This is a genomic window from Quisquiliibacterium sp. (assembly GCF_982640115.1).
Genome location: NZ_CEXFHW010000039.1, coordinates 1 through 25,216 on the forward strand (window position 1 = coordinate 1; position 25,216 = coordinate 25,216).

Sequence of the window (25,216 nt, forward strand, 5' to 3'; positions counted from 1 at the left end):
GTCCTCGGGGTGCTGCTCGAAGAGCGCCTGCACGCTGGCCAGGTCGTTGAACTGGGCGACCAGGGTGTGACGGGCGAGATCGGGCGGCACGCCTGCCGAGCTCGGCGTGCCGAAAGCCAGCGCACCCGAGCCAGCCTTCACGAGCAGGCTGTCGGCCGTGCCGTGGTAGCAGCCTTCGAACTTGAGGATCTTGCTGCGGCCGGTGTAGCCGCGTGCCAGCCGGATGGCCGACATGGCCGCCTCGGTGCCCGAGCTGGTGAAGCGCACCTTCTCGACATGCGGGAACAGCGCGCACAGCCGCTCGGCGAGATCGCTCTCGAGGGTGTTGGGCGCGCCGAAGGACAGGCCGCGGGTGGCCGCCTGCTGCACGGCTGCCACCACGCGCGGATGCGACTGGCCGGCGATCATCGGCCCCCAGGAGCCGAGATAGTCGATGTAGCGGCGGCCCTCGACATCCCAGAGGTAGGCGCCCTCGGCGCGATCGATGAAACGCGGCGTGCCGCCCACCGCGCGGAAGGCGCGCACCGCCGAATTGACACCGCCCACCAGCACGCGCTTGGCGCGCTCGAATTCCGCTGCATTGGTCGTCATTGCCCGTGTGTCCGTGCTGAAGGGTTGAACCGTCCGCCCGGGCGGCCAGCGGCCCCGGCGGGTCGGCGCCAGTCTAAACGCTCGTTGACGCGGGCGCGTGTCAGCGGCCGCGATAACGGCCCGATGCACGCCCAGGGATGCGCGAGACGGGCAGCGCCGCCCTGATCAGGCGATGAGCGCGGCGTCGAGCGACCCGAGCGGGCCGTAGTCGGCCCGGACCCGGTCGCCGGGCGCGACCGGCAGCGGCACGATGCAGGTGCCGGTGGTGACCAGGTCGCCCGCCTTCAGCCCCGGCCCGTGCCGGGAGAGCTCGTTGGCGATCCAGGTGAGCGCGAGGCGCGGATCGCCCAGCACATTGGCGCCCTGCCCGCGGGCCGCGACCTCGCCACCGCGCCAGACCTGCACCGGATGCGCGGCAAGGTTGACCTCGCGCCAGCCCGGCGCCATGGCCGGTCCGACCACCAGCCAGCAGGCGCAGGCGAAGTCGGCGATCAGCTGGGGTGCGCCCACCCGGGCGAAGTCGTGGTAGCGCGAGTCGGGGATCTCGATGGCCGGGTGCAGATCGGCCACCGCGACCATGACCTCGTCCTGGGACCAGGGCTGCGAGCGGGGCGCAAGCGCCCGGCCCATGCGGAAGGCGAACTCGGCCTCGACCACCGCCATGCGGCTCGTGCCGATGGCCACCGCTGCGCCCGGCTCGCGCAGGCGGTCGGCGAGCAGCCGGCCCGCCAGCGGGCCATCGACCCCGATGTGCTGCTGGCCGGCCTGGCTGGTGGCGGCAATCTTCCAGCCCACCACCGGCTGGCCGGTCAGCGCGGCAAGCTCGGCCTGTGCCAGGTAGGCCGCCGCCCGATCGGCGGGCCGGCAGGCCTGCGGCAGGGCATCGGTGGCGCCCCCGCCCTGCCACAGCGGCAGCAGGTGGCGGGCGGCCTCGCGCGCCGCGCTCATGGCGCCCCCGGCTTTCCGAGCAGCGACTCGATCTCGGCGGCAAGCGCAGCCGGCTCGACCTGCGGGGCGTGGCGGGTGACCGTGCTGCCGTCGCGGGCGACGAGGAACTTGGTGAAGTTCCACTTCACCGCCTGGGAGCCGAGCAGACCCGGCGCCTGGGCGGTGAGCCACTGCCAGAGCGGATGGGCCTGATCGCCGTTGACATCGACCTTCGCGAAGAGCGGAAAGTCGACCCCGAAGTTGCGCTCGCAGAAGCTGCCGATCTCGGCGGCGTCGCCCGGCTCCTGCGCGCCGAACTGGTTGCAGGGAAAGCCGAGCACCACCAGACCCTGGTCACGGTAGCGCTCGTGCAGGGCCTGCAGTCCGGCGTACTGCGGGGTGAAGCCGCAGCGGCTGGCGGTATTCACGGCCAGCACCACCTTGCCGGCGTAACGGGAGAGCTTGACGGGTTTGCCATCGAGGCCGCGAGCCTCGAAATCGCCGAGTGTGGGCATGGTCAGGTGCTTTCTGGAGCGGCGCCGAAGACGCCTTGGGGTACGGGCGCGTCGGCCGGCTCGACCCGGACCGCGCAGTACTTGAACTCGGGGATCTTGCCGTGCGGATCGAGCGCCGGGTTGGTGAGCAGGTTGGCCGCGGCCTCGGTGTAGGCAAAGGGCAGGAAGACCGTGCCTGCGGCCACGCCCTCATCGGCCCTGGCGGTGAGCAGGATGCTGCCGCGACGCGAACTCAGGCGCAAGCCGGCGCCGGCGGCCACGCCCAGTCGGGCAAGTTCCGACGGATGCAGCGCGGCGGTGGCGGTGGGCTCGATCGCCTGCAGCACCCCGGCGCGCCGGGTCATCGCGCCGGTGTGCCAGTGCTCGAGCAGACGGCCGGTGATCAGCACGAAGGGATAGGCCGCGTCGGGCTGCTCGTCAGCCAGGCCGGGTTGCGCGGGCACCAGCCGGGCGCGGCCATCGGCCGTGGGGAAGCGATCGGCGAACACCACCGGATGGCCGGGATCGGTCTCGTCGGGGCAGGGATAGGTGACCGAGCCCTCGCGCTGCAGACGCGCCCAGGAGATGCCGCGGATCGAGTCCATGGCCTGGCGCATCTCCTCGAAGACCTCGCCGACATCGCGGTAGCGCCAGGGCAGGCCGAGCTCGGCGGCCATGCGCTGGATGATCCAGAGATCGCGCCGCGCCTCGCCAGGCGGGCTGAGCGCCGCGCGGCCGAGCTGCACCATGCGGTCGGTGTTGGTGAAGCTGCCGTCCTTCTCGGCGAAGGCCGAGGCCGGCAGGATGACATCGGCCAGCATCGCGGTCTCGGTGGGGAAGATGTCCTGCACCACCAGCCAGTCGAGCGCGGCGAGCGCCTGCCGCGCATGGGCGAGGTCGGGGTCGGACATCGCCGGGTTCTCGCCCATGATGTACATGCCGCGCACCTGGCCCGCGATCGCGGCGTGCAGGATCTCGACCACGGTGAGGCCGGGCCGCGGGTCGATGGGCGCGCCCCACAGCCGCTCCAGGCGGGCCCGATGGCTGTCATCGTCGACCCGGTGATAGTCGGGCAGCATCATCGGGATCAGTCCGGCATCGGAGGCGCCCTGGACATTGTTCTGGCCGCGCAGCGGATGCAGACCGGTGCCGGGGCGACCGATCTGGCCGGTGACCATGGCCAGCGCGATCAGGCAGCGGACATTGTCGGTGCCGTGCACATGCTGGGAGATGCCCATGCCCCAGAAGATCATCGAGGCGCGGCTGCGGGCGTAGCGCCGCGCCACCGCGCGCAGGGTCTCGGGCGCGATGCCACAGATCGGCGCCATGGCCTCGGGCGTGCAGTGCGACACCGCGGCGGCGAGTTCCTCGAAGTGACGGGTGCGCTCGCGCACGAAAGTCTGGTCGACCAGGCCCTCGGCGATGATCACCTGCAGCAGCGCATTGAGCAGCGCGACATCGCTGTCGGGCCGGAACTGCAGCGCATGGGTGGCCAGGCGGGAGAGCTCGGTGCGGCGCGGGTCGGCCACGATCAGCGTGGCGCCGCGATGCACCGCATTCTTGATGAAGGTGGCGGCCACCGGATGATTGACGGTGGGATTGGCGCCGATCACCAGGATGCACTCGGCCAGCAGCGCATCGCTCACCGGATTGGAGACCGCGCCCGAACCCACACCCTCGAGGAGGGCCGCCACCGAGGAGGCATGACACAGCCGCGTGCAGTGGTCGACATTGTTGGTGCCGAAGCCGGTGCGCACCAGCTTCTGGAAAAGATAGGCCTCCTCGTTGCTGCCCTTGGCCGAGCCGAATCCGGCCAGCGCCGAGGGGCCATGGGCATCGCGCAACCGGGCCAGGCCGCCGCCGGCAAGCGCCAGCGCCTCGTCCCAGCTGGCGGGCCGGAAGTCATCGCGCCAGTCGGCCGGCACGCCGCGCTCGGGCAGGCGCTTGGGGCGGCCCGCGCGGCGCACCAGCGGCACGGTGAGCCGCTGCGGGCTGTGGACATAGTCGAAGCCGAAGCGGCCCTTCACGCACAGCCGGCCATGATTGGCCGGCCCGTCGCGGCCCTCGACCCGCCGGATGCGATTGCCGGCCACCCGGTAGGTGACCTGGCAGCCCACGCCGCAGAACGGGCACAGGGAGTCCACCGCGGTGTCGTCGGCCTGCGGCCAGGCCGGTTCGCCCGCCTGCTCGCCGCCCAGAGGCAGGCGAGGCGCGAGCGCGCCGGTGGGGCAGGCCTGCACGCACTCCCCGCAGCCCACGCAGCTGGACGCGCCCAGGGCGAGGTCGGCGTCGAACACGATGCGGGCCTGCTCGCCGCGGCCGGCATAGCCGATCACATCATTGCCCTGGACCTCGCGGCAGGCGCGCACGCAGCGGCCGCACTGGATGCAGGCATCGAGGCTGACCGCGATCGTGGGATGCGAGCGATCGGCCTGCGGCTGCGCGCGCGGCGCGAAGCGACCCGGGCGGGCCTGCAGTTCGCGGGCCCAGCGGCGCAGTTCGGAGTCGGGCGAGGCCGCGCCCACCTCGGCATCGGCCAGCAGCAGTTCGATCACCATGCGTTGCGCCGCACGCGCGCGCTCGCTGGCGGCATCGACCCGCATGCCGGGGGTCGGCGCGCGACAGCAGGACGGCGCGAGCACGCGCTCTCCGGCGATCTCGACGACACAGGCCCGGCAGTTGCCATCGGGCCGCAGGCCGTCGCGGTGACACAGGCGCGGGATGCTCACACCCGCGCGTTCGGCGGCCTGCAGGATGGATTCGCCCGGCTGCGCCGAAACCGTGCGGCCGTCGAGCTCGAAGACGATCGGCGCCGCGGCCGGCGCGAGGACCGCGCTCATGACCGGTCTCCCGGGGATGCCGGGGATGCCGGGGATGCCGGGGATGCCGTGCCCGCCGGGGATGGCGCATCACCGGCCCCGCCCGCACCGGGCGGCACCGGCCCGATCACCTCGTCGGCAAAGCGATCCAGCACACCGAGCAGCAGGTTGGGCGCGGCCTGCCCCAGGCCGCAGATCGAGGCATCGGCCATGGTGCGGGCGAGCTCGCGCAGCAGCGGGCCATCCCAGCGCGGCTCGGCCATCAGCACGGCAGCCTTGGCGGTGCCGACCCGGCAGGGCGTGCACTGGCCGCAGGACTCGTCGCGGAAGAAGCCCATCATGGCGCTGGCCGCGTCACGGGCGCGGTCGGCCTGCGAGAGCACCACCACCGCGGCCGATCCGATGAAGCAGCCATGCGGCTGAAGCGTGTCGAAGTCGAGCGGCAGATCGGCCATGTCGGCGGGCAGGATGCCGCCCGATGCCCCTCCCGGCAGCCAGGCATGCAGGCGATGGCCCGGCGCCATGCCGCCGCAGTGCTCGTCGATGAGCTCGCGCAGGCTGATGCCGGCCGGGGCGATGTGCACCCCAGGCCGCTGCACCCGGCCCGAGACCGAGAAGGCGCGCAACCCGACACGGCCACGGCGGCCCTGCCCGGCGAAGACCGGCGGCCCGTGCTGCAGGATGCGCTGCGCCCAGACCAGGGTCTCGACATTGTTGACCAGGGTGGGTCGGCCGAAGAGGCCGACTTCGGCCACATAGGGTGGGCGCAGCCGCGGCGCGCCCCGACGGCCCTCGATCGACTCGATGAGCGCGCTCTCCTCGCCGCAGATGTAGGCCCCGGCGCCGCGACGCAGGTGCACTTCCGGCAAGTGCTCGGCGGGCACCGGCGGATCGGCGCGCAGCAGCGCAAGCTCGCGCTCGAGCAGCGCGCGCAGCCCGGGGTATTCGTCGCGCAGGTACAGGTAGCAGGCCTGTGCCTGCACCGCACGGGCCGCGATCAGCATCCCGGCGATCAGCGCATGGGGATCGGTCTCGAGGAAATGCCGGTCCTTGAAGGTGCCGGGCTCGCCCTCGTCGGCGTTGACCACCAGCAGGCGCGGCCCGGGCTGGCCGGCCACGATCTGCCACTTGCGCCCGGTGGGAAAGCCTGCGCCGCCCAGGCCGCGCAGGCCGGCCTCGGTGAGGCGGGCGAAGACGGCGGCGGGACTGAGCTCGCCCGAGTGCAGCGCCACCAGTGGCTGGTAGCGGCCCTGCGCGAGCGCCTCGCGATAGCCCGGTGCGGCCGGCAGGGGGCAGCGCCCGCCGGCAGGGTCGGCCAGTGCCAGACCGGTCTGCGCCAGCACTGCCGGCGCACTGGCCGGTGCCACCGGATGCTGTCCGACCACGGCCGCCGGCGCGGCATCACAGCGGCCCACACAGGGCACCCGCTGAAGGCGCACCGAGGGCCCGAGCGTGGCGGCCAGCTCCTCGGCCAGCGCCGCAGCTCCGGCGAGTCGGCAGGACAGCGAATCGCAGACCCGTACCGTGAGCGAGGGGGGCGGCGCCTCGCCCTCGGCGAGCACATCGAAGTGGTGATAGAAGCTTGCCACCTCATGGACCTCGGCAGGCGCCAGACGCAGCGCCTCGGCCAGCGCCAGCAGCAGCGGTGCCGGCAGGCAGCCCTGGGTGTCCTGGAGCCGGTGCAGGTACTCGATCAGGCGGTCACGCTGCGGCGTCTCGCCGGCGAGCATGACCCGGATCTGTTCGCGCGCCGCGGGGTCGATGACCGCGCCCTTGGGTCGGCCCGGCGGCCGACGGAAATGGATCGCCTGCATGGCCACGACTCTACCCGAGGCGCGGGCTGCGGCGCTGCGGCCACGCGCAGGACCGGATCGGGCAGGATCGCTGCCGCATGGCGACACGCCGGATCAGGCCGGCCATCGGCCCGGGAAAGCCGGTTCAGAGATCGAGCTCCACCGAGGCGAGGTGCTCGGGCACCGCCACCGGCCAGCCGAGCCGCTCCTCGATGCGCTGGCGCAGGGTGTCGGTGGCATCGGGCTCGCCGTGCACGAGATAGACCTGACGCGGCGCCCGTCGCGCGGTGGCCAGCCAGGCCAGCAGCTCGTCGGCGTCGGCATGTGCCGACCAGGCATCGATGTTCTCCACCCGCGCGCGCACCGGATGCCACTCGCCATGGATGCGCACCTCGCGGGCGCCCGCCACGAGATGGGCACCGCGCGTGCCGCCGGCCTGGTAGCCGACGAAGACGATGCGGTTGCGCGGATCGGGCGCCAGCGCCTTCAGGTGATGCAGCACCCGGCCGCCGGTGGCCATGCCGCTGGCGGCAATGATCACCGAGGGCATGCTCAGGCCTGCCAGCGCGCGCGACTGGTCGGGGGTGTTCACCAGCCGGGCCACCGAGCACATGGCCCGGCACTCGGCCACGCTCAGGCGATGCAGCGTGCGGTAGCGGCGATAGAGCGCGGTGGCATCGATCGCCATGGGCGAGTCGAGGAAGACCGGGAGATCGGGGATCTCGCCGCGGGCCTTCAGACGCGACAGCGCGAGCATCACCGTCTGGGCGCGACCGACCGCGAACGAGGGGATCAGCACCGTGCCGCCGGCACCGGCGGTTTCACGGATGATCCGGGCGAGCGTGGCTTCGGCCTCGTCGACGGGATGGGTGCGATTGCCATAGGTGGATTCGAGCAGCAGCCAGTCGGCTCCGTCGAAGCGCGCCGGCGCGCGCATGATCGGGTCATTGGGACGACCCAGGTCGCCGGAGTGCAGCAGCGAGCGCTCGCCGCGTCGCAGCCGCACCGAGGCCGCGCCGAGCAGGTGCCCGGCCGGTTCGAGGCTGACATGCAGACCCTCGCCGAGATCGAGCGGCGCGCCGAAGGGCAGCTCGCGAAAGCGCGCGATGGCCTTGAGCGCGTCGTCGACGGTGTAGAGCGGTTCGGCCGGCGCATGGCGGCTGTAGCCATGACGGTTGGCGTACTTCGCCTCCTCTTCCTGCAGGTGCGCGCTGTCCCTGAGCAGGATCTCGCACAGGTCGCGGGTGGCCGGCGAGGCGTAGATCGGCCCCCGGAACCCGTCGCGCACCAGCGCCGGCAGCCAGCCGCTGTGGTCGAGGTGGGCATGACTGACGATCACTGCGTCGATGCGGCGCGCGGCCACCGGCAAGGGCAGACGGTTGCGCAGGCGAAGCTGCTTGTAGCCCTGGAACAGGCCGCAATCGACCAGCACGGTGCGTCCACCGCCCTGCAGCAGGTAGCGCGAACCGGTGACCGTGCCCGCCGCGCCGGCGAAGGTGAGTTTCATGCCGGCGCTACTGGAAGAAGTCCTTGACCTTGTCCATCCAGCCCTTGGACTGCGGACTGTGCTTGGGATCCTGGAGCGTGGTCTCGAACTCGCGCAGCAGCTTCTTCTGGCGGTCATTGAGCCGCACCGGCGTCTCGAGGGAGACATGGGCGTAGAGGTCGCCGGGATAGCTGGAGTGGTAACCCTTGATGCCCTTGCCGCGCAGCCGGAAGGTCTTGCCCGACTGGGTGCCTTCGGGCAGCTCGATCTCGGCACGGCCGTGCAGCGTGGGCACCTGGATCTTGCCGCCGAGCGCCGCGGTCACGAAGGAGATCGGGATCTCGCAGTGCAGGTCGTCGCCCTCGCGCTGGAAGACCGAATGCTCCTTGACCTTGATCTCGACATACAGATCGCCGGGCGGCCCGCCGTTGACACCGGGCTCGCCATTACCCGAGATGCGGATGCGCATGCCGTCGTCGATGCCGGCCGGGATCTTCACTTCCAGCGTGCGCGACTTCTTCAGCCGACCGGCGCCGTCGCAGGCCGTGCAGGGATCGGCGATCACCTTGCCGCGCCCGTGGCAGGTGGGGCAGGTCTGCTGGATGGAGAAGAAGCCCTGCTGCATGCGCACCGTGCCCTGGCCGCTGCAGGTGCCGCAGACCTTGGGCTTGGTGCCGGGCTTGGCGCCGCTGCCGGCGCAGACCTCGCAGGATTCCCAGCTTGGCACCCGGATCTCGGAGGCGAAGCCGGCCGCGGCCTGCTCGAGGGTGATCTCCATGCCGTAGCGCAGATCGGCGCCGCGGTAGACATTGGCGCCGCCGCCGCCACCGCCGCGGCCGCGGCCCTGGCCGAAGATGTCACCGAAGATGTCGCCGAAGACATCGGAGAACCCGCCCTGCCCGCCGGGCCCGCCGCCGCCACCGGCCGAGGGATCGACGCCGGCATGGCCGAAGCGGTCGTAGGCCTCGCGCTTGCGGGCATCGGAGAGCACCTCGTAGGCCTCCTTGACCTCCTTGAACTTGTCCTCGGCGCTCTTGTCGTCGGGATTGCGGTCGGGGTGGTGCTTCATCGCGAGCTTGCGATAGGACTTCTTGAGCTCGTCCTCGCTCGCGGTCTTCGCTACCCCCAGCACCTCGTAGTAATCACGCTTGGCCATTCGTCTGTTCCCGTGCCCCGTGGGGGCGATCCGTCCTGGGTCGGCTTCGATCGACCCTCATGCGCCTGAAGCGACAAGGACCGCTGACCACGACGGTGGTCAGCGGTCCGCTGTCGGGTGGCCGTGCGCCTCAGCCGCGCTTGACTTCCTTGAAGTCGGCGTCGACCACATCATCATCGGCCGGCTTGCGCGCCTCGGGCCCGCTCGCCGCGGCGCCCGGCCCCCCGGCCGCACCAGCGGCGCCGGCTGCGCCCTGTTCCGCCTGCATCTTCGCGGCCATGAGTTCGCCGATCTTCTGCGCGGCGGTGGCCAGCGCGGCGGTACGCGACTCGATCTCGGCCTTGTCCTCGCCCTTGACCGACTCCTCGAGGGCCTTGATCGCATCGTCGATGCGGCCCTTGTCCTCGGCGCCGATCTGCTCGCCGTACTCGGTGAGCGACTTCTTCACCGAATGGGCCATGGCCTCGGCCTGGTTGCGGGCGTTGGCGAGCTCGACCCGCTTGTGGTCCTCGGCAGCGTTGACCTCGGCGTCCTTCACCATCTTCTGGATCTCGCCCTCGGACAGACCCGAGTTCGCCTTGATGGTGATCTTGTTCTCCTTGCCGCTGGCCTTGTCGCGGGCCGAGACATGCAGGATGCCGTTGGCATCGATATCGAAGGCAACCTCGATCTGCGGCATGCCACGCGGCGAGGGCGGGATGCCCTCGAGGTTGAACTCACCAAGCAGCTTGTTGCCCGCGGCAAGCTCGCGCTCGCCCTGGAAGACCTTGATGGTCACCGCCGGCTGGTTGTCCTCGGCGGTGGAAAACACCTGCGAGTGCTTGGTCGGGATGGTGGTGTTGCGCTTGATCATGGCGGTCATGACGCCGCCGAGGGTCTCGATGCCCAGCGACAGCGGGGTGACGTCGAGCAGGAGCACATCCTTGCGCTCACCGGAGAGCACCGAACCCTGCACGGCCGCGCCCACCGCCACCGCCTCGTCGGGGTTGACATCCTTGCGCGGCTCCTTGCCGAAGAACTCCTTGACCGCGTCCTGCACCTTGGGCATGCGGGTCATGCCGCCCACCAGGATGACATCGTCGATGTCGGAGGCCTTCACGCCGGCGTCCTTCATGGCCAGGCGGCAGGGCTCGACGGTGCGCGCGATCAGGTCGTCGACCAGCGCCTCGAGCTTGGCGCGGGTGAGCTTCATGTTCAGGTGCTTCGGCCCGGAGGCGTCGGCGGTGATGTAGGGCAGGTTCAGGTCGGTGGCCTGGCTGGACGAGAGCTCGATCTTGGCCTTCTCGGCGGCCTCCTTCAGGCGCTGCAGCGCGAGCACATCCTTGGCGAGGTCGACGCCCTGCTCCTTCTTGAACTCGGCGATCACGTGATCGATGATCCGCTGGTCGAAGTCCTCGCCGCCCAGGAAGGTGTCACCGTTGGTGGAGAGCACCTCGAACTGCTTTTCGCCGTCGACATCGGCAATCTCGATGATCGAGACATCAAACGTGCCGCCACCGAGGTCATAGACCGCGATCTTGCGGTCCTTGCCGGCGGCCTTGTCCAGGCCGAAGGCCAGCGCCGCGGCGGTAGGCTCGTTGATGATGCGCTTGACATCCAGGCCGGCGATGCGCCCGGCGTCCTTGGTGGCCTGACGCTGGCTGTCGTTGAAGTAGGCCGGCACCGTGATCACCGCCTCGGTGATTTCCTCGCCGAGGTAGTCCTCGGCGGTCTTCTTCATCTTGCGCAGCACCTCGGCCGAGACCTGCGGCGGGGCCAGCTTGCGGTCACGCACGCCCACCCAGGCATCGCCGTTGTCGGCCTTGACGATGCCGTAGGGCATGAGATTGATGTCCTTCTGGACTTCCTTCTCCTCGAACTTGCGGCCGATCAGACGCTTGACCGCATACAGGGTGTTGCGCGGGTTGGTCACCGCCTGCCGCTTGGCCGGCGCACCGACCAGGATCTCGCCGTCTTCCATGTAGGCGATGATGGACGGGGTGGTGCGGGCGCCCTCGGAGTTCTCGATCACCTTGGGCTGGCCGCCCTCCATGATCGCGACGCAGGAGTTGGTGGTGCCCAGGTCGATGCCGATGATCTTTGCCATGTCGTGTGTCCTTGGGAAATGCGGTTGTCCGTTGGATGCCTAGATGTGCCTGCGCGGCCGGAATTCAAGTCGGGGCGATCGACTCAGCCCTGGGCGACCACCACCATCGCGGGCCGCAGCACCCGCTCGTTGATCAGGTAGCCCTTCTGCAGCACCGTCACCACATGGTTGGGCGCCACCGGCGGCTGGGTGCCGGCCGCGGGCACGGTGGAGATCGCCTGGTGCCGGTTGGGGTCGAACTTCTCGCCCACCGGATTGATCTCGAGCACGCGGTTCTTCTCGAAGGCGCTGGCCAGCTGCCGAAGGGTGGCCGACACCCCCTCGCGCAGGCTGTCCACCGAGGGAGCAGCCACCGTCAGGGCCATCTCGAGGCTGTCGCGCACCGGCAGCAGGCTCTCGGCGAAGCCCTCGATCGCGAACTTGTGCGCCTTGGCGATGTCTTCCTGGGCGCGCCGGCGGATGTTCTGCATCTCGGCCTGCGCCCGCACGAACTGGTCGTAGAACTCGTCGGCCTTGCGCTGGGCCGTGGCCAGCTCCGCGGCGAGATCGATGCCCTGGGCGGGTTCGCCGGTGGCGCCGGGATCCTGATCGGTTCCGGAAGGCATCGGGTGGTCAGTCTGCGGATCGGCCATCCGCGTCTCCTTTGAGCAATGATTTCAGGGACTTGCGCCGGCAGTCACCGGCTGACGCGAGGACATGGGGGCGTTTGGCGGGATTTCAAGCCCCCGCCCCGTGCGGGTCGCGACGCCCGCAGGGCGCCGCGGATCAGCGCGCCGCGCCCGCCGCGCGGGCCCGCTCGAGCCGCTGGGCGAGCCGGGCATCGAGGCAGGCCTGCGTCGCGGCGTCGGGCCGGGCGGTGGGCCAGCCCTGCAGGTGGCGCCCGACCAGACCGGTGAGGCCGTGGATGAAGGCGGGGCTGTCGTTCAGGCAGGGGATGTACGAAAACCCCCGCCCGCCGGCCTCCTCGTAGGTGGCCTTGCCCTCGATCGCGATCTCCTCGAGGGTCTCGAGACAGTCGGCCACGAAGCCGGGGCACAGCACATCCAGGCGCTCGGTGCCCTGCCGGCCCAGCTCGCGCAGCGTGGCCTCGGTGTAAGGCTGCAGCCAGCGGGCCCGCCCGAGGCGGCTCTGGAAACTCACCCGCCAGCGCTCGCGCGGCAGCTCGAGCGCCTCGGCGAGCAGTCGGGCGGTGACCAGACACTCGCAATGGTAGGGGTCGCCCTGCAGCAGGGTGCTCTCGGGCACCCCGTGGAAGCTCATGAGCAGCTGGCCCGGCTGACCCTCGCTGCGCCAGTGGGCCCGCACCCGGTCGGCCAGCGCGGCGATGTAGCCGGGATCATCATGGAAGTGCTTGATGGTGCGCAGCTCGGGCGGGTTGCGCCACCCGGCGATCTCGCGCATGACCGCGTCGAGCGCCGTGCCGACGCTGGAGCCGGCGTACTGCGGGTACAGCGGCAGCACCAGCAGTCGGGTGAGATTGCGCTCGCGCAGCTCGCGCAGGACCGAGCCCACCGAGGGCTCGCCGTAGCGCATGGCCAGCGCCACCGAGACGCGATGGCCGGCCTCGCCGAGGTAGCCGCCCAGCAGCGCGGCCTGACGACGGCTGTGCACCGCGAGCGGTGAGCCTTCATCGGTCCAGATGCTGGCGTACTTCTCGGCCGAACGGGCGGGCCGGGTACGCAGGATGATGCCGTGCAGGATCGGCATCCAGACCGCACGCGGGATCTCGATCACCCGCGGATCGGCGAGAAACTCGGCGAGATAGCGGCGCACCGCGCCGGCCTCGGGCGCCTGTGGCGTGCCGAGCTGGACCAGCAGCACGCCGGTGGTCTCGGGCTGGTCGTGCCGGAACCCGGCGGCGGCGGTGAATCGGCTCATGGACGCGACAGCACCTCAGCGCCGCCAGGCGGGCGGACGCTTGTCGATGAAGGCCTGCACCCCTTCCAGGGTGTCGGGCGCCATCATGTTGCAGGCCATGGTCTGGCCGGCGAGCTGGTAGGCAGCGTCGATGCCCATCTCGAGCTGGCGGTAGAACAGCCCCTTGCCCGCCGCAATGGCCACCGCCGGCTTGGCGATGATGGCATCGGCCAGGGCGCGCACCTCGGCATCGAGGCGGTCGGCAGGCACCACCCGGTTGACCAGCCCGCGCTCGCGGGCCTGCTCGGCATCGATGAACTCGCCGGTGACCAGCATCTCGAAGGCCGCCTTGCGGGAGAGATTGCGGCTGAGCGCCACTGAAGGTGTGGCGCAGAAGAGCCCGAGATTGACCCCGGACACCGCGAAGCGCGCCTCGGCCGCGGCCACGGCGAGGTCGCACATGGCCACCAGCTGGCAGCCGGCGGCCGTGGCCATGCCGTGGACCCGGGCGATGACCGGCTGCGGCATGCCCTGGAGGGTGGTCATCAGCCGGGTGCAGTCGGCAAACAGCGCCTGGTAGAACGGCAGCGAGGGCTCGGCGCGCATCTCGCGCAGATCGTGGCCGGCGCAGAAGGCCTTGCCGGCGGCCGCGATGATCACCACGCGCACCGAGGCATCGGCCGCGATGCGCTCGAGCTCACCGCGCAAGGCCGCCATCATGGCGGCGCTGAGCGGGTTGAACTGCGCCGGTCGGTTCAGGGTGAGCGTGACCGCCCCGCCCTGGGTGGCGACGAGCACCAGCGGCTCGGTGAGCTCTTGGGGGACGGCGGCCATGTCGGCACTCCGGAAATGCGCAGCCCGCCATGCTAACCCGATTGCCGCGCCCGCCCAAGAATGACGCAGTGCGACCGGTGATGACGCGGCATTGCCGGTCAAGGCACTGCGGCCACCGGCCGTCGGCGGCACAAGCCCCTGCCGGGAGCCGGCGCAGGGTCGAGGTTTACACTGCCGTCGACTCCCCATCTCCCAGGTCGCCATGCTCCAGAAGATCCAGGCCGCCGCCTCCCAGGTTGGCCGCGTGGTGGTCGGCAAGCAGCCGCAGATCCGCCTCGCGCTGGCCTGCCTGCTTGCCCGCGGCCACCTGCTGATCGAAGACCTGCCCGGTGTCGGCAAGACCACGCTGGCCCATGCGCTGTCCATCTCGCTGGGTCTCGAGTTCAGCCGCACCCAGTTCACCAACGACCTGTTGCCGGCCGACATCACCGGCACCACGGTGTTCGATCGCGACACCGCCAGCTTCGTGTTCCATCCCGGGCCGGTGTTTTCGCAGGTGCTGCTGGCCGACGAGATCAACCGTGCCTCGCCCAAGACCCAGAGTGCGCTGCTCGAGGCCATGGAGGAGCGGCAGGTCTCGGTCGACGGCAAGCCGCGGCGGCTGCCCGAGCCCTTCTTCGTGATCGCCACCCAGAACCCCTCCGACCAGGTTGGCACCTTCGCCCTGCCGGAGTCCCAGCTCGACCGCTTCCTGATGTGCATCGAGCTCGGGTACCCCGACCCCAGGGCCGAGCGCGCGCTGCTCGAGGGTATCGACCGGCGCGAGATGGTCGCCGGCCTGCAGCCCTGCCTGCAGCCGGCGGAACTGGTCGAGCTGCAGCAGCGGGTTCGGGAGGTGCGCTGCAGCCCGGCCATTCTCGACTACCTGCAGAACCTGCTCACCTTCAGCCGACGCTCGCCGCTGCTGGCCGAGGGCCTCAGCCCGCGCGCCGGGCTGGGTCTGGCCCAGGCCGCGCGCGCCTGGGCGCTGCTCGATGGCCGCAACCATGTGCTGCCCGATGACGTGCAGGCGGTGCTCGGCGCCGTGGCGGGTCACCGCCTGCGGCCCGCCAAGGGCAGCGCCGGTTCGCACCGGGCCCGCGCCGAGCTGGTCGCGGGCATCGTCAAGGGCGTGTCGGTTCCTTGAGCCAGGCTGCCGCCAGCTGGATCGACCGGATCTCGCTGCGCCTGCCCGGGCGGCGGGGGCCGCATGCCGGGCCGCTGCGGCTCGCCCAGCGCAATGTCTATGTGCTGCCCACCCGCGCCGGACTGCTCTATGCGCTGGTGCTCCTGACGATGCTGATCGCCTCGATCAACTACGCGCTCTCTCTGGGGTTCCTGCTCACCTTCCTGCTCGGCGCCGTGGCCATCGTGGGCATGCTGCAGACCTTCCGGAACCTGTCGGCTCTGGAGCTGCGCAGCGGCCGGCTCGAGCCGGTGTTCGCCGGCAGCGCCGCCGAGCTGCATGCCACGGTGGTCGAGGGCCGGGGCCATGACCGATTCGCACTCTCCCTGCGCCCGACCGGCGCTCACGAGCCGGTGCCGATCGATGTGCCCGCCGGCGGGGAGCAGCCCACCGCCCTGGTCTGGACGGCTGACGCGCGCGGCCGGCATCCCCTGCCCCCGATCCGGATCTCCTCCCGCTTTCCGCTGGGCCTGTGGCGGGCCTGGGCCTGGTGGCAGCCAGCCGGCTTCGTGCTCGTCTATCCCGCACCCGAGGCCGCGCCGCCGGCACTGCCTGCGAGCCAGACCCTCGGCGGCGAAGGCACGGGGGGCCGCGCCGGCGAGGAGGATCTCGCCGCGCTGCGCGCCTGGTCGGCCGGCGATTCGCCACGGCGCATTGCCTGGAAGGCGGTCGCCCGCAGCGGCTCCGACGAGCTCCTGGTCAAGCAGTTCGACGGCGCCGAAGGCGGCGAGCTGCTCCTCGACTGGCACAGCCTGCCCAACGGCCTCCCGGCCGAGTCGAGGCTCTCTCGACTGACCGCCTGGGTGATCGAGGCTGACGCCGCCGGCCTGCGCTGGGGTCTGCACCTGCCCGGCCTGGTGATCGAGCCCGGCCAGGGTCCGCAACACCGCGAGCGCTGCCTCGAGGCGCTCGCGCTGGCACGGGTCTGAGCGACAGGCGTCATGGCCCGCGCGTCCATCCCCGAACTGGCACCGCTCGCGCTGCGCCACTCCATGCGCGCGCTCGGCGGCCAACTCGGCGACCAGTGGGAACGGGACCGGCGCGACACCCTGTTCCTGATGAGCGCGGTGGCCCTGGCCGTGCTGCCCGGCCTGTTCCATCTTCCCTGGTGGGTGTCGGTCGGCTTCGGCATGCTCTTCGTGTGGCGCCTCGGCCTGATCTTTTCCGGACGCTGGCTGCCGCGCGACTCGGTGCGCTGGCTGGCCGCGATCGCCTGCACCACCGCGGTCTGGGCTCACTACCGCACCCTGCTCGGACGCGAGCCGGGCGTGGTGCTGCTGGTGCTGTTTCTGGGCCTGAAGCTCATGGAGATGCGCGCCCGGCGCGACCTCTTCGTGGTGATCTTCCTGTGCTTCTTCCTGCTGATCACCAGCTTCTTCCATTCGCAGTCGATGCTCACCGCGGCCTGCGCCGGCCTGGCCGTGCTCGCCCTGGTTACCGCCATGATCACCATGCAGTTCGGGGTGCGCGAGCAGCCTGTCCTGCGCCGATTCCGCAGCGCCGGCGCCCTGCTGCTGCAGGCCCTGCCGCTGGCCGCGCTGATGTTCGCGCTGTTCCCGCGCATCCAGGGCCCCCTCTGGGGGGCACCCGACAGCCAGATGAGCGCGCGCACCGGCCTGTCGGAGTCGATGCAGCCCGGCGCCATCGCCAGTCTGAGCAGTTCCGAGGAGATCGCCTTTCGGGTCAGCTTCGAGGGCAAACCGCCGTCTGCCAAGTCGCTCTACTGGCGCGGGCCGGTGTTCGGCAGCTTCGACGGTCTCAACTGGCGCGAGCTGCAGATGCCCCTGTCGGCCCAGACCGTGCCCACCCTCACCCATGGCGCCAGCCCTCCCCTGGGCTACCGGATCACGCTGGAGCCGCACCAGCGCACCTGGCTGTTCGCGCTCGATGCGCCGGTGGCCGCCAGCGATCTCTCCTTCGATGCACCGCTGCTGCGCCCCGACCTGCAGCTGGTGTCGCGCCAGCCGATCAACGAACGGGTGCGCTACCGGCTCGAGTCGCGCCTCGACTATCGCCTTGGCCTGAACGAGACCCGGTTCAGCCTTCAGCCCTGGCTGGAGCTGCCGCCGGGATTCAATCCCCGCACCCTCGAACTGGCGCAGCGCTGGCGTAACGAGGAAAACGACGATGCCCGGCTGGTGGAACGCGCTCTGGCGATGTTCCGCGAGGCGCCCTTCCGGTACACCATGAATCCGCCAAAGCTGGGCCCCAACAGCGCGGACGACTTCCTGTTCCAGACCCGCGCCGGCTTCTGCGAGCACTACGCGAGCGCGTTCTCGGTGCTGATGCGCGCCCTCGACATCCCGGCCCGCGTGGTCACGGGGTACCAGGGAGGCGAGCGCAACCCGATCGACGAGACCTGGACGGTGCGCCAGGCCGACGCCCATGCCTGGGCCGAGGTCTGGCTGGCCGAGCGCGGCTGGGTGCGCATCGACCCCACCGCCGCGATCGCTCCCGAGCGGATCGAGCAGGGCAGCCGGGTGCTGCGCGAGGCCGGTGGCCCGCGCGCGCAGGTCGGCCTGCTTGAGCGGGCGCGCTTCAATCTCGATGCGATCGGCAATGCCTGGAGCCAGTGGATGCTGTCCTATGACAGCGTCCGCCAGCGCCAGCTGCTTGGCGCGATCGGGCTGGCGCTGGCCGACTGGCAGGACCTGGTCGGGCTGATGGCCCTCGGGCTCGCGCTCGCGATCGGGGTGGTTGCGCTGATCACCCTGCACCCGCGACGGCCGCGCGACCCGCTGCAGCAGTGCTACGGCGAGTTCTGCGCCCAGCTCGCCGAGATCGGCGTGGTGCGCGCCCGGCATGAGACCCCGCTGCAGTTGCTGGCGAGGGCGGGTGCTCTGCTCGACGCAGAGGGCGCGGCGCAGGCCCGGCGCATCGTCGCGCTCTACAACCGGCTGCGATTCGGCGGCGAGGCGGCGAGCGCGCGCGACATGGCAGACTTGCGCACCCTGATCCGCGCATTCCGACCCTGATGCCAGCCGCCGCCAAGACTGCCGAAGCCAAGCTCCGCCACCGCGGCCTGTCCCGCCCACTGCCGGCCAGGGACTCCTTGCCGCGCCCGGTTGGCACGCGCCCGCGGCGTCGGCGCGGCGCGGTTCTGGCCGCGCTCGCCATGCTCGGCCTGCTGGCGGGGCTGCCGCCTGCCGCGGGGGCTGCCGATGCGAAGACTGCCCAGACCATGGCCAGCGATGCGAGGGTCACCGATGCGAAGGCGGGCGACGCACGGGCCACCGCAGACAAGACCACCGCCTCCCGGCCGGCTGCCGTCAGACAGGCTGCCAACCGACCGGGCGCTTCCGCGACCACCAAGCCCCGTCCCCCGCGCCCCAACGCCGCGAAGCGCGCTGCGGTGCCGGCCGCGACGGCGGCCGCGACCGGCAGTGCTCTGGCCGCGACGACCCAGGGCGCCAGCCCCGCCGACATGCCGGCGCTCCAGGCCTTCATCACCGAGATGGTCGAGCGCCACCGCTTCGAGGAGCCGGCGCTCAAGACCCTGTTCTCGGGCGTGCGACTGCAACCCGAGGTGCTTCGGCTGATCGCGCCGCCACCGCCGGGTTTCCGCCGGTCGTGGAGCGCATACCGGGCCCGCTTCATCGAGCCGGTGCGGCTGCGCGAGGGCGCACGGTTCTGGACGGAACACGAGGCCACGCTCGCCCGGGCGAGCCAGCGCTGGGGAGTGCCCGCCGAGATCATCGTGGCGATCATCGGCGTCGAGACGATCTACGGGCGGGTGATGGGCGAGTTCCGGGTGATCGACGCGCTGACCACCCTGGCTCTGCAGGACCCACGCCGCTCGGCCTACTTCCGGGAAGAGCTCTCGGAGTACCTGCTCCACACCCGCGATGCCGGCATCGATCCGCTCAGCGTGCGCGGCTCCTATGCCGGTGCGATCGGCATTCCGCAGTTCATGCCAGCCAGCATCCGGCGCTTCGCGGTCGACTTCGATGGTGACGCCGCGATCAACCTTCGCGCGAGCCCCACCGATGCCATCGGCAGCGTGGCCCGCTTTCTGGCCGAACACGGCTGGCGCAGCGGCGAGCCCACCCACTTCCGCGTGAAGATCGACGACCCGGCCCGGGCTCAGGCGCTGATCGCCGGCGGCATCGAGCCGCGGATCAAGCCAGGGCAACTTGCCGACCACGGGCTCTCGAGCCCCGATCGGATCCCCGAGGACATGCCGCTGGCGCTGATCGACCTGCCCGAGGGGGAAGCCTCGCCGGTGCACTGGCTGGGCACGCCCAACTTCTATGTGATCACCCGCTACAACCGCTCGAACTTCTATGCGATGGCGGTGATCGACCTGGCCGAAGCCCTCAGGACCGCGCGGACCCGCTGAATTCGGGCCCGGCCAGGCGCTGCAGGCCCTGGTCGATCAGGCCGTGCAGCGCCAGCACCTGAGCGGCGCCATAACGCTCCTCGAGCGTCGTCTGGGCGCGCCGCCAGTGCCTGCGCGCCTCGCGGCGCTTGGCATCGCCCTCGGGCGTGAGCTGCAACTGGCGCGAGCGCGCGTCGGCGCCGGGAAGCTGGCTGACCCAACCGGCCGCCAGCAGCGGACGCAGGTTGCGCGACAGCGTGGAGGCATCCATGCCGAGATGGCGCGCGAGCTCGGCCGGCTGCACGGGTGCGAGCACCGCGAGGTGTGCGAGCAGCGAGTACTGCGTGCCCCTGAGCCCGGCCTTGCCGATCTCGGCGTCATAGAGCCGGGACACCGCGCGCAGCAGCTGGCGAAGCCTGAAATGGGTGCAGGGAATGTCCACGCGATCTGACACGCCGGATTTCATGCCGGGATTGTATCGGGCATTTCCGATGCAGATACAATCGTTGCATATGCAACCCAAGCCACCCGTCACCACGTCCGCCGGTTCGCCTGCCGCCGCAACCGCGGCGGGCCAGCCGCCCCCCCCGAACCCGCTGCTGCGCGGCCCCATCCTGCCCACCCTGCTGCGGCTTGCGCTGCCCAACGTGCTGTCGATGGCCATGACGGTGCTGGTCGGCATCGCCGAGACCTACTACATCGGCCTGCTTGGCACCGAGCCCCTCGCCGCCATGGCCCTGGTGTTCCCCTTTGCCATGCTCACCGGGATGATGTCGGCCGGCGCCATGGGCGGGGGCGTGTCCTCGGCGGTCAGCCGGGCGCTGGGCGCCGGCGACGCCGCGCGCGCCGCGGTGCTTGCGCAGCATGCCGCCCTGATCGGACTGCTGGCCGGGCTGGTCTACACCGCGCTCATGCTTGCCGCCGGGCCGGCGCTCTACCGGCTGCTCGGCGGGCGCGACGCGGTGCTGACGCAGGCCATCGGCTATGCCGCGGTGCTGTTCAGCGGCGCAGTGCTGGTCTGGCTGATGAACTGCCTCGCGTCCATCCTGCGCGGCACCGGCAACATGCGCACGCCTTCCATCGTGCTGCTGGCCAGCGCCGGCCTGCAGATCGTGCTTGGCGGCACCCTCGGTCTGGGCCTGGGGCCCGTGCCGCGCCTGGGCATGACCGGCGTTGCGCTCGGTCACATCCTGGCCACGGGCGCCGCAGTGGCCTGGCTGTGGTGGTATCTGGCCACCGGTCGCGGCCGACTGCGCCTGAGCCTGCGGGGCATGCAGCCGCGCTGGCCGATCTTCGCCGACATCCTCAAGGTGGGCGCCCTGGCCTGCCTGTCGCCGCTGCAGTCGGTGCTGGCGGTGCTGGTGTTCACCGGCCTGGTGGCCCGGCTCGGCGTGCAGCCGCTCGCCGGGTATGGCATCGGCCAGCGCCTGGAGTTCCTGCTGATCCCGATCTCCTTCGGGGTGGGTGTGGCCTCGGTGCCCATGGTGGGCATGGCCATCGGCGCAGGGTTGGTGGCGCGGGCCCGACGGGTGGCCTGGACCGCCGGCGGGGTGTCGGCGCTCAATCTCGGGGTGATCGGTGCGGTGGTGTGCATCGCACCCGATCTCTGGGCCGGGCTGTTCACCGCAGACCCGGCCGTCCTGGGCCCGGCCCGCGAGTACCTGCGGCTGGCCGGCCCCGCCTTCCCGTTCTTCGGCCTGGGACTGACGCTCTACTTCGCCTCCCAGGGCTCGGGCAAGGTGCTGGGGCCGGTGCTCACCTCCACGCTGCGGCTGGTGCTGGTGGCGGGCGCCGGGCCTGGCTGGCCGCGCACGACGCCGCACCGGCCGACTACTTCATGCTGGTGGCGATCGCCATGGTGGTCTACGGCCTGTCCACCGCGCTGGCGATACGGCTTACCCGCTGGGGCAAGCCCGGCGGGAACTGACTCTGCGGCTCAGCCCGGGTGGTGTACCGGTGGCTGCCCCCACACCGGCGTGGCCAGCCCCTCCTGGCGTGCCTTGAGCTGCAGGCCGAGCAGCAGCGAATAGAACCGCGACTGCTGCAGGTTGCCGCCGTGGAACCACAGGCCGCGCTGCGCCGTGGGCTTCCAGAGGTTGCGCAGCTCGCCCTCCCAGGGCCCCGGGTCGAGCGTGGTGCCCGAGCCCATGCCCCAGCACAGCCCCACCTGCTGCGCCATGGTCGGCGAGGTGAGCCGCGACAGCCATTCATTCATCGGACCGTAGCCCGTGGCGTAGACGATCAGGTCAGCCGGTAGCTCGCTGCCATCGGTGAGCCGCACCGAGCGCTCGCCGATCTCGGCCACGCTCACCGGGCTGCGCAGTTTCACGCTGCCGTTGGCGATGAGCTCGGAGGCGCCGACATCGATGTAGTAGCCCGAGCCGCGGCGCAGGTACTTCAGCGACAGGCCGGTGCCGTCCTCGCCGAAATCGAGCTGGAAACCCGCCGCCCGCAACCGCTCGTAGAACGGTGCGTCGATGCGCGCGACCTGCTCGTAGACCGCCTTCTGCAGCCGCTCCATGAGCCGGAACGGCATCGAGGCCAGGGTGAGATCGGCGCGCTCGGTGGTGATGCCGGCCTTGAGCGCCTGCTCGGAGAAGAGCCGCCCCCAGCCGATGTTCATGAGGGTCTCGGAGCGCACCACCAGCGTGGAAGAGCGCTGCAGCATCGTGACCTCGGCGCCGTGCTCCCAGAGATCGGCGCAGATGTCGTGGGCGGAGTTGTTCGAGCCCACCACCACGCAGCGCCGGCCGCGCCAGGCCTCGCCGCTCTGGTATTCGCTGGAGTGCACCTGAACGCCGTCAAAGCGCTCGGCCCCGGGAAACGCCGGCCGGCGCGGCATGCCGGACAGCCCGGTGGCCAGCACCAGCTCGCGTGGCCGCAACAGCATCGGACGGCCGTCCCGCCGCACCTCCACCCGCCAGCCGTCGGCGGCCTCGTCGCGCACGGCGCTCAGGCACTCGGTGCTGCCCCAGTAGTCGAGCTCCATCACCCCGGTGTACATCTCCAGCCAGTCGCCCATCTTGTCCTTGGGCGTGAACACCGGCCAGTGATCGGGGAACGGGAGATAGGGAAGGTGGTCGTACCAGACAGGGTCGTGCAGGCACAGCGAGCGGTAGCGCGAACGCCAGGCATCACCCGGCCGCGGCAGCCGGTCGATGACCAGCGCCGCTACGCCCAGGCGCTTCAGGCGCGCCGCCAACCCGATGCCGCCCTGGCCGCCGCCCACGATCAGCACCTGCGGCTGCTCGGTGACACCCAGGGCCTCGGCCCGCGCCTGACGGAGTTCACTCCAGCTGCGCCGGCCGCGCTGCACGCCGTGCTCGACACCGCGCGGACGGGTCTCGCCATGCGGCTCCTCGAACCCGCGGAGTTCGGCCAGCGTGGTGAGCAGGGTGAATCCCTTCCCCTCACGCAGGCGCAGATGGCCACGGCCGCGGCCAGCGGCAGTCTCGAACACCAGCCAGGCCTCGATCTGGCCATCGCGCTCGGTGGCTTCACCCTCGATCTGCCAGCCGCGCGGCGCCACCCCGGGCAGCACCGCCGCGAGCATGCCGGCGATGGCCGCCGGGCCTTCGACCGTGCAGATGTTCCAGGTGAAGGCCACCATGTCGCGCCACCAGCACTCCGGGCCGAACAGCGCGGCGGCAGCGGCGGCATCGCCGCGCGCCAGCGCCTCATCGAGGCCGGCAAGCCAGTGCCGTGCGGTGTGGGTGGCAGACGGGGCGGACGGGGCGGACATCATCGGTCTCCGGTTCAGCAGGTCGGGCACCGACGATAGCAAGACTTGCCGGGCCCGACCGGGCGGCTAGTTCCGGCGCTGGCGCAGCGCCATCGCCACCCCGGTGCCCACGATCAGCGTCATGCCCCCGAGGGCGATCGCATCGGGCATGGCGCCGAACACCAGCAGCCCGAGAACGAGCGAGATCACGATGTGCACATAGGCGAAGGGCGCAAGCAGCGAGGCCGGCGCCACCTTGAGGGCCTTGACCAGCAGCAGGTGCCCGAAGCCGCCGAGCGCACCCACGGCCACCATCAGCGCGATGTCGGAAGGACGCTCCGGCATCTGCCAGAACCAGGGCAGCGGCAACGACAGCAGCAGCGTGGCCGCGAGGGCGCCATAGAACTGGGTGACGCGGCCGTCATCGATGGTGGACAGGCGCCGCGTGAGAATCTGGTAGGCGGCGTAGCACAGCGCACTGCCCAGCGGCAGCAGCGCCGCCCAGGTGAAGACGGCTCCGCCCGGACGCACGATGAGCAGCACGCCGGTGAAGCTGGCCATCAGTGCCCAGGTGGTGCCCGGCGGCGCACGCTCGCCGAGCAGACGCACCGCCAGCACCGCCACCAGGATGGGGCCGATCGCAGTGAGCGAGGCCGCCTCGGCCAGCGGCAGGAAGGGCAGACCGGCGAAGAAGCACACCGAGCTCACGCCCAGGATGGCGCCGCGCAGCCATTGCAGCCCCGGCCGGTGGGTTCGCAGCAGTCCCATGCCCAGGCCCGGCCCCATGAAGACCAGCAGCAGCAGCATGTTGAAGAAGTAGCGCGCCCAGACGATCACGCCCACGGCATTGCGCGTGGCCAGCCCCTTGACCACGGCCTCCATGACCGCAAAGCAGCTCACCGCGCAGATCAGCAGCGCGATGCCGCGCACCGGATGCGCGGCAGGCGTGGCGTGGTTGGACCCGCTGGCCGGGGACTGCGGCTGGCTCACCCGGGAAACACGCCGGTGGACAGATAACGGTCGCCGCGATCGCAGACGATGAACACGATGGTGGCATCGCTGACCGACTCGGCCAGCCGCAGGGCGATGCAGCACGCCCCCGCCGCCGAGATGCCGCAGAAGATGCCCTCCTCGGCCGCCAGCCGCCGGGCCATGGCCTCGGCATCGGCCTGCGACACGAAGGCCACCTCGTCCACGATGGCATGCTGGTAGATGCGCGGCAGGTATTCCTGCGGCCACTTCCGGATGCCGGGAATCGAGGAGCCCTCGGCGGGCTGGGCGCCGATGATCCGCACCGCGGGATTGCGCTCCTTGAGATAGCGCGACACCCCGGTGATGGTGCCGGTGGTGCCCATGGCCGACACGAAGTGCGTGACCTGGCCGTGGGTGTCTTCCCAGATCTCGGGGCCGGTGGTCTCGTAGTGCGAGGCCCAGTTGTCGTCGTTGGCGAACTGGTCGAGCACCCGGCCGCGGCCCTCGGCCTGCATCCGCATCGCCAGATCGCGCGCGCCCTCCATCCCTTCGGCCTTGGTCACCAGGATGAGCTCGGCGCCGTAGGCCTTCATCGACACCCGCCGCTCGACCGACAGGTTGTCCGGCATGATCAGCACCATCCGGTAGCCGCGGATCGCGGCGGCCATCGCCAGCGCGATGCCGGTGTTGCCCGAGGTGGCCTCGATCAGCGTGTCGCCGGGCCGGATCTCGCCGCGGGCCTCGGCCCGCACGATCATCGCGAGCGCCGGACGGTCCTTGACCGAGCCAGCCGGGTTGTTGCCTTCCATCTTGCCGAGGATCACATTGCCGCGGGCGGCCTGGGCCGCCCCGGGAATGCGCTGAAGTCTGACCAGCGGCGTGCGGCCGATGGTGGCGTCGACGGTGAGGTAGTCGGGTCGGGCAGTGGTCATGGCGATGGACTCGACAGGCAATGGGTGCAGCGGATGCGGCTCAGCGAGCGGCGAGCGCGACGGTC

General features: G+C 71.2%; 20 protein-coding genes. 5 read left to right on the forward strand and 15 right to left on the reverse strand.

Annotated features, from left to right (window positions below; genetic code table 11):
• The 11 genes from AC2H6A_RS06620 to AC2H6A_RS06670 form a co-directional block, all read right to left on the reverse strand.
• A partial coding sequence (locus tag AC2H6A_RS06620) for an aminotransferase class III-fold pyridoxal phosphate-dependent enzyme (protein WP_484272360.1) occupies window positions 1-591 on the reverse strand: 591 nt, incomplete at its 3' end.
• A gap of 165 nt (window positions 592-756) precedes the next feature.
• Entirely contained in the window at window positions 757-1,539 is a 783-nt protein-coding gene (locus AC2H6A_RS06625) for a 2-keto-4-pentenoate hydratase (protein ID WP_484272361.1), read from the reverse strand.
• The gene (locus AC2H6A_RS06630) at window positions 1,536-2,033 is read right to left on the reverse strand and encodes a glutathione peroxidase (protein ID WP_484272362.1); all 498 of its coding nucleotides are present in this window, start codon (window positions 2,031-2,033) and stop codon (window positions 1,536-1,538) included. Before AC2H6A_RS06630 ends, AC2H6A_RS06625 begins: the two co-directional genes overlap by 4 nt.
• A 2-nt stretch (window positions 2,034-2,035) precedes the next feature.
• Complete coding sequence (fdhF, locus tag AC2H6A_RS06635) at window positions 2,036-4,852, reverse strand: formate dehydrogenase subunit alpha (protein ID WP_484272363.1); 2,817 nt, start codon at window positions 4,850-4,852, stop codon at window positions 2,036-2,038.
• Window positions 4,849-6,645, reverse strand: coding sequence for an NAD(P)H-dependent oxidoreductase subunit E (locus AC2H6A_RS06640; protein WP_484272364.1), 1,797 nt, complete (start codon window positions 6,643-6,645; stop codon window positions 4,849-4,851). Before AC2H6A_RS06640 ends, fdhF begins: the two co-directional genes overlap by 4 nt.
• A 124-nt stretch (window positions 6,646-6,769) precedes the next feature.
• Complete coding sequence (locus tag AC2H6A_RS06645; RefSeq protein ID WP_484272365.1) at window positions 6,770-8,131, reverse strand: MBL fold metallo-hydrolase RNA specificity domain-containing protein; 1,362 nt, start codon at window positions 8,129-8,131, stop codon at window positions 6,770-6,772.
• A 7-nt stretch (window positions 8,132-8,138) separates the two neighbouring features.
• Window positions 8,139-9,266, reverse strand: a complete 1,128-nt coding sequence (gene dnaJ, locus AC2H6A_RS06650; RefSeq protein ID WP_484272366.1) for a molecular chaperone DnaJ — start codon at window positions 9,264-9,266, stop codon at window positions 8,139-8,141.
• Window positions 9,267-9,396: 130 nt separating this feature from the next.
• On the reverse strand, window positions 9,397-11,352 hold the full coding sequence (gene dnaK / locus AC2H6A_RS06655; protein WP_484272367.1) for a molecular chaperone DnaK: 1,956 nt from the start codon (window positions 11,350-11,352) through the stop codon (window positions 9,397-9,399).
• 83 nt (window positions 11,353-11,435) lie between these two features.
• Window positions 11,436-11,957 (reverse strand): nucleotide exchange factor GrpE, encoded by a 522-nt coding sequence (gene grpE, locus AC2H6A_RS06660; protein WP_484272368.1) that lies wholly within the window; start codon window positions 11,955-11,957, stop codon window positions 11,436-11,438.
• Window positions 11,958-12,117: 160 nt separating this feature from the next.
• Complete coding sequence (hemH, locus tag AC2H6A_RS06665) at window positions 12,118-13,230, reverse strand: ferrochelatase (protein WP_484272369.1); 1,113 nt, start codon at window positions 13,228-13,230, stop codon at window positions 12,118-12,120.
• Window positions 13,231-13,245: 15 nt separating this feature from the next.
• Window positions 13,246-14,043, reverse strand: a complete 798-nt coding sequence (locus AC2H6A_RS06670) for an enoyl-CoA hydratase (RefSeq protein WP_484272370.1) — start codon at window positions 14,041-14,043, stop codon at window positions 13,246-13,248.
• 202 nt (window positions 14,044-14,245) lie between these two features.
• Here AC2H6A_RS06670 and AC2H6A_RS06675 point away from each other — a divergent pair, with 202 nt between their 5' ends.
• The 4 genes from AC2H6A_RS06675 (at window position 14,246) to mltB (ending at window position 19,547) form a co-directional block, all read left to right on the forward strand.
• Window positions 14,246-15,169, forward strand: coding sequence for an AAA family ATPase (locus AC2H6A_RS06675; protein ID WP_484272371.1), 924 nt, complete (start codon window positions 14,246-14,248; stop codon window positions 15,167-15,169).
• Window positions 15,166-16,137, forward strand: coding sequence for a DUF58 domain-containing protein (locus AC2H6A_RS06680; RefSeq protein ID WP_484272372.1), 972 nt, complete (start codon window positions 15,166-15,168; stop codon window positions 16,135-16,137). The genes AC2H6A_RS06675 and AC2H6A_RS06680 overlap by 4 nt, the downstream gene beginning before the upstream one ends.
• A gap of 12 nt (window positions 16,138-16,149) precedes the next feature.
• On the forward strand, window positions 16,150-18,183 hold the full coding sequence (locus AC2H6A_RS06685) for a transglutaminase TgpA family protein (protein WP_484272373.1): 2,034 nt from the start codon (window positions 16,150-16,152) through the stop codon (window positions 18,181-18,183).
• 449 nt (window positions 18,184-18,632) lie between these two features.
• Complete coding sequence (gene mltB, locus AC2H6A_RS06690; protein WP_484272374.1) at window positions 18,633-19,547, forward strand: lytic murein transglycosylase B; 915 nt, start codon at window positions 18,633-18,635, stop codon at window positions 19,545-19,547.
• Here the strand turns inward: mltB and AC2H6A_RS06695 are convergent.
• Window positions 19,525-19,992, reverse strand: a complete 468-nt coding sequence (locus AC2H6A_RS06695; RefSeq protein WP_484272375.1) for a MarR family winged helix-turn-helix transcriptional regulator — start codon at window positions 19,990-19,992, stop codon at window positions 19,525-19,527. The two genes, mltB and AC2H6A_RS06695, sit on opposite strands and share 23 nt — an antisense overlap.
• Window positions 19,993-20,038: 46 nt before the next feature.
• On the opposite strand from AC2H6A_RS06695, the gene AC2H6A_RS06700 reads away from it, so the two are divergent.
• Window positions 20,039-21,556, forward strand: a complete 1,518-nt coding sequence (locus AC2H6A_RS06700; RefSeq protein ID WP_484272376.1) for an MATE family efflux transporter — start codon at window positions 20,039-20,041, stop codon at window positions 21,554-21,556.
• On the opposite strand, the gene AC2H6A_RS06705 is transcribed toward AC2H6A_RS06700, so the two are convergent.
• The 3 genes from AC2H6A_RS06705 to cysM form a co-directional block, all read right to left on the reverse strand.
• Entirely contained in the window at window positions 21,463-23,268 is a 1,806-nt protein-coding gene (locus AC2H6A_RS06705; RefSeq protein WP_484272377.1) for a flavin-containing monooxygenase, read from the reverse strand. The two genes, AC2H6A_RS06700 and AC2H6A_RS06705, sit on opposite strands and share 94 nt — an antisense overlap.
• A 66-nt stretch (window positions 23,269-23,334) precedes the next feature.
• Window positions 23,335-24,237 (reverse strand): DMT family transporter, encoded by a 903-nt coding sequence (locus AC2H6A_RS06710; RefSeq protein WP_484272378.1) that lies wholly within the window; start codon window positions 24,235-24,237, stop codon window positions 23,335-23,337.
• Complete coding sequence (gene cysM, locus AC2H6A_RS06715; protein WP_484272379.1) at window positions 24,234-25,151, reverse strand: cysteine synthase CysM; 918 nt, start codon at window positions 25,149-25,151, stop codon at window positions 24,234-24,236. The genes AC2H6A_RS06710 and cysM overlap by 4 nt, the downstream gene beginning before the upstream one ends.
• Window positions 25,152-25,216 lie beyond the last annotated feature (65 nt).

Excerpts from the sequence above, each read along its gene's own strand:
- AC2H6A_RS06625 (WP_484272361.1), bottom strand. The coding sequence starts at position 1,539 with ATGAGCGCGGCGCGCGAGGCCGCCCGCCACCTGCTGCCGCTGTGGCAG.
- AC2H6A_RS06630 (WP_484272362.1), bottom strand. The coding sequence starts at position 2,033 with ATGCCCACACTCGGCGATTTCGAGGCTCGCGGCCTCGATGGCAAACCC.
- fdhF (WP_484272363.1), bottom strand. The coding sequence starts at position 4,852 with ATGAGCGCGGTCCTCGCGCCGGCCGCGGCGCCGATCGTCTTCGAGCTC.
- AC2H6A_RS06640 (WP_484272364.1), bottom strand. The coding sequence starts at position 6,645 with ATGCAGGCGATCCATTTCCGTCGGCCGCCGGGCCGACCCAAGGGCGCG.
- AC2H6A_RS06645 (WP_484272365.1), bottom strand. The coding sequence starts at position 8,131 with ATGAAACTCACCTTCGCCGGCGCGGCGGGCACGGTCACCGGTTCGCGC.
- dnaJ (WP_484272366.1), bottom strand. The coding sequence starts at position 9,266 with ATGGCCAAGCGTGATTACTACGAGGTGCTGGGGGTAGCGAAGACCGCG.
- dnaK (WP_484272367.1), bottom strand. The coding sequence starts at position 11,352 with ATGGCAAAGATCATCGGCATCGACCTGGGCACCACCAACTCCTGCGTC.
- grpE (WP_484272368.1), bottom strand. The coding sequence starts at position 11,957 with ATGCCTTCCGGAACCGATCAGGATCCCGGCGCCACCGGCGAACCCGCC.
- hemH (WP_484272369.1), bottom strand. The coding sequence starts at position 13,230 with ATGAGCCGATTCACCGCCGCCGCCGGGTTCCGGCACGACCAGCCCGAG.
- AC2H6A_RS06670 (WP_484272370.1), bottom strand. The coding sequence starts at position 14,043 with ATGGCCGCCGTCCCCCAAGAGCTCACCGAGCCGCTGGTGCTCGTCGCC.
- AC2H6A_RS06675 (WP_484272371.1), top strand. The coding sequence starts at position 14,246 with ATGCTCCAGAAGATCCAGGCCGCCGCCTCCCAGGTTGGCCGCGTGGTG.
- AC2H6A_RS06685 (WP_484272373.1), top strand. The coding sequence starts at position 16,150 with ATGGCCCGCGCGTCCATCCCCGAACTGGCACCGCTCGCGCTGCGCCAC.
- mltB (WP_484272374.1), top strand. The coding sequence starts at position 18,633 with ATGCCGGCGCTCCAGGCCTTCATCACCGAGATGGTCGAGCGCCACCGC.
- AC2H6A_RS06695 (WP_484272375.1), bottom strand. The coding sequence starts at position 19,992 with ATGAAATCCGGCGTGTCAGATCGCGTGGACATTCCCTGCACCCATTTC.
- AC2H6A_RS06700 (WP_484272376.1), top strand. The coding sequence starts at position 20,039 with ATGCAACCCAAGCCACCCGTCACCACGTCCGCCGGTTCGCCTGCCGCC.
- AC2H6A_RS06705 (WP_484272377.1), bottom strand. The coding sequence starts at position 23,268 with ATGTCCGCCCCGTCCGCCCCGTCTGCCACCCACACCGCACGGCACTGG.
- cysM (WP_484272379.1), bottom strand. The coding sequence starts at position 25,151 with ATGACCACTGCCCGACCCGACTACCTCACCGTCGACGCCACCATCGGC.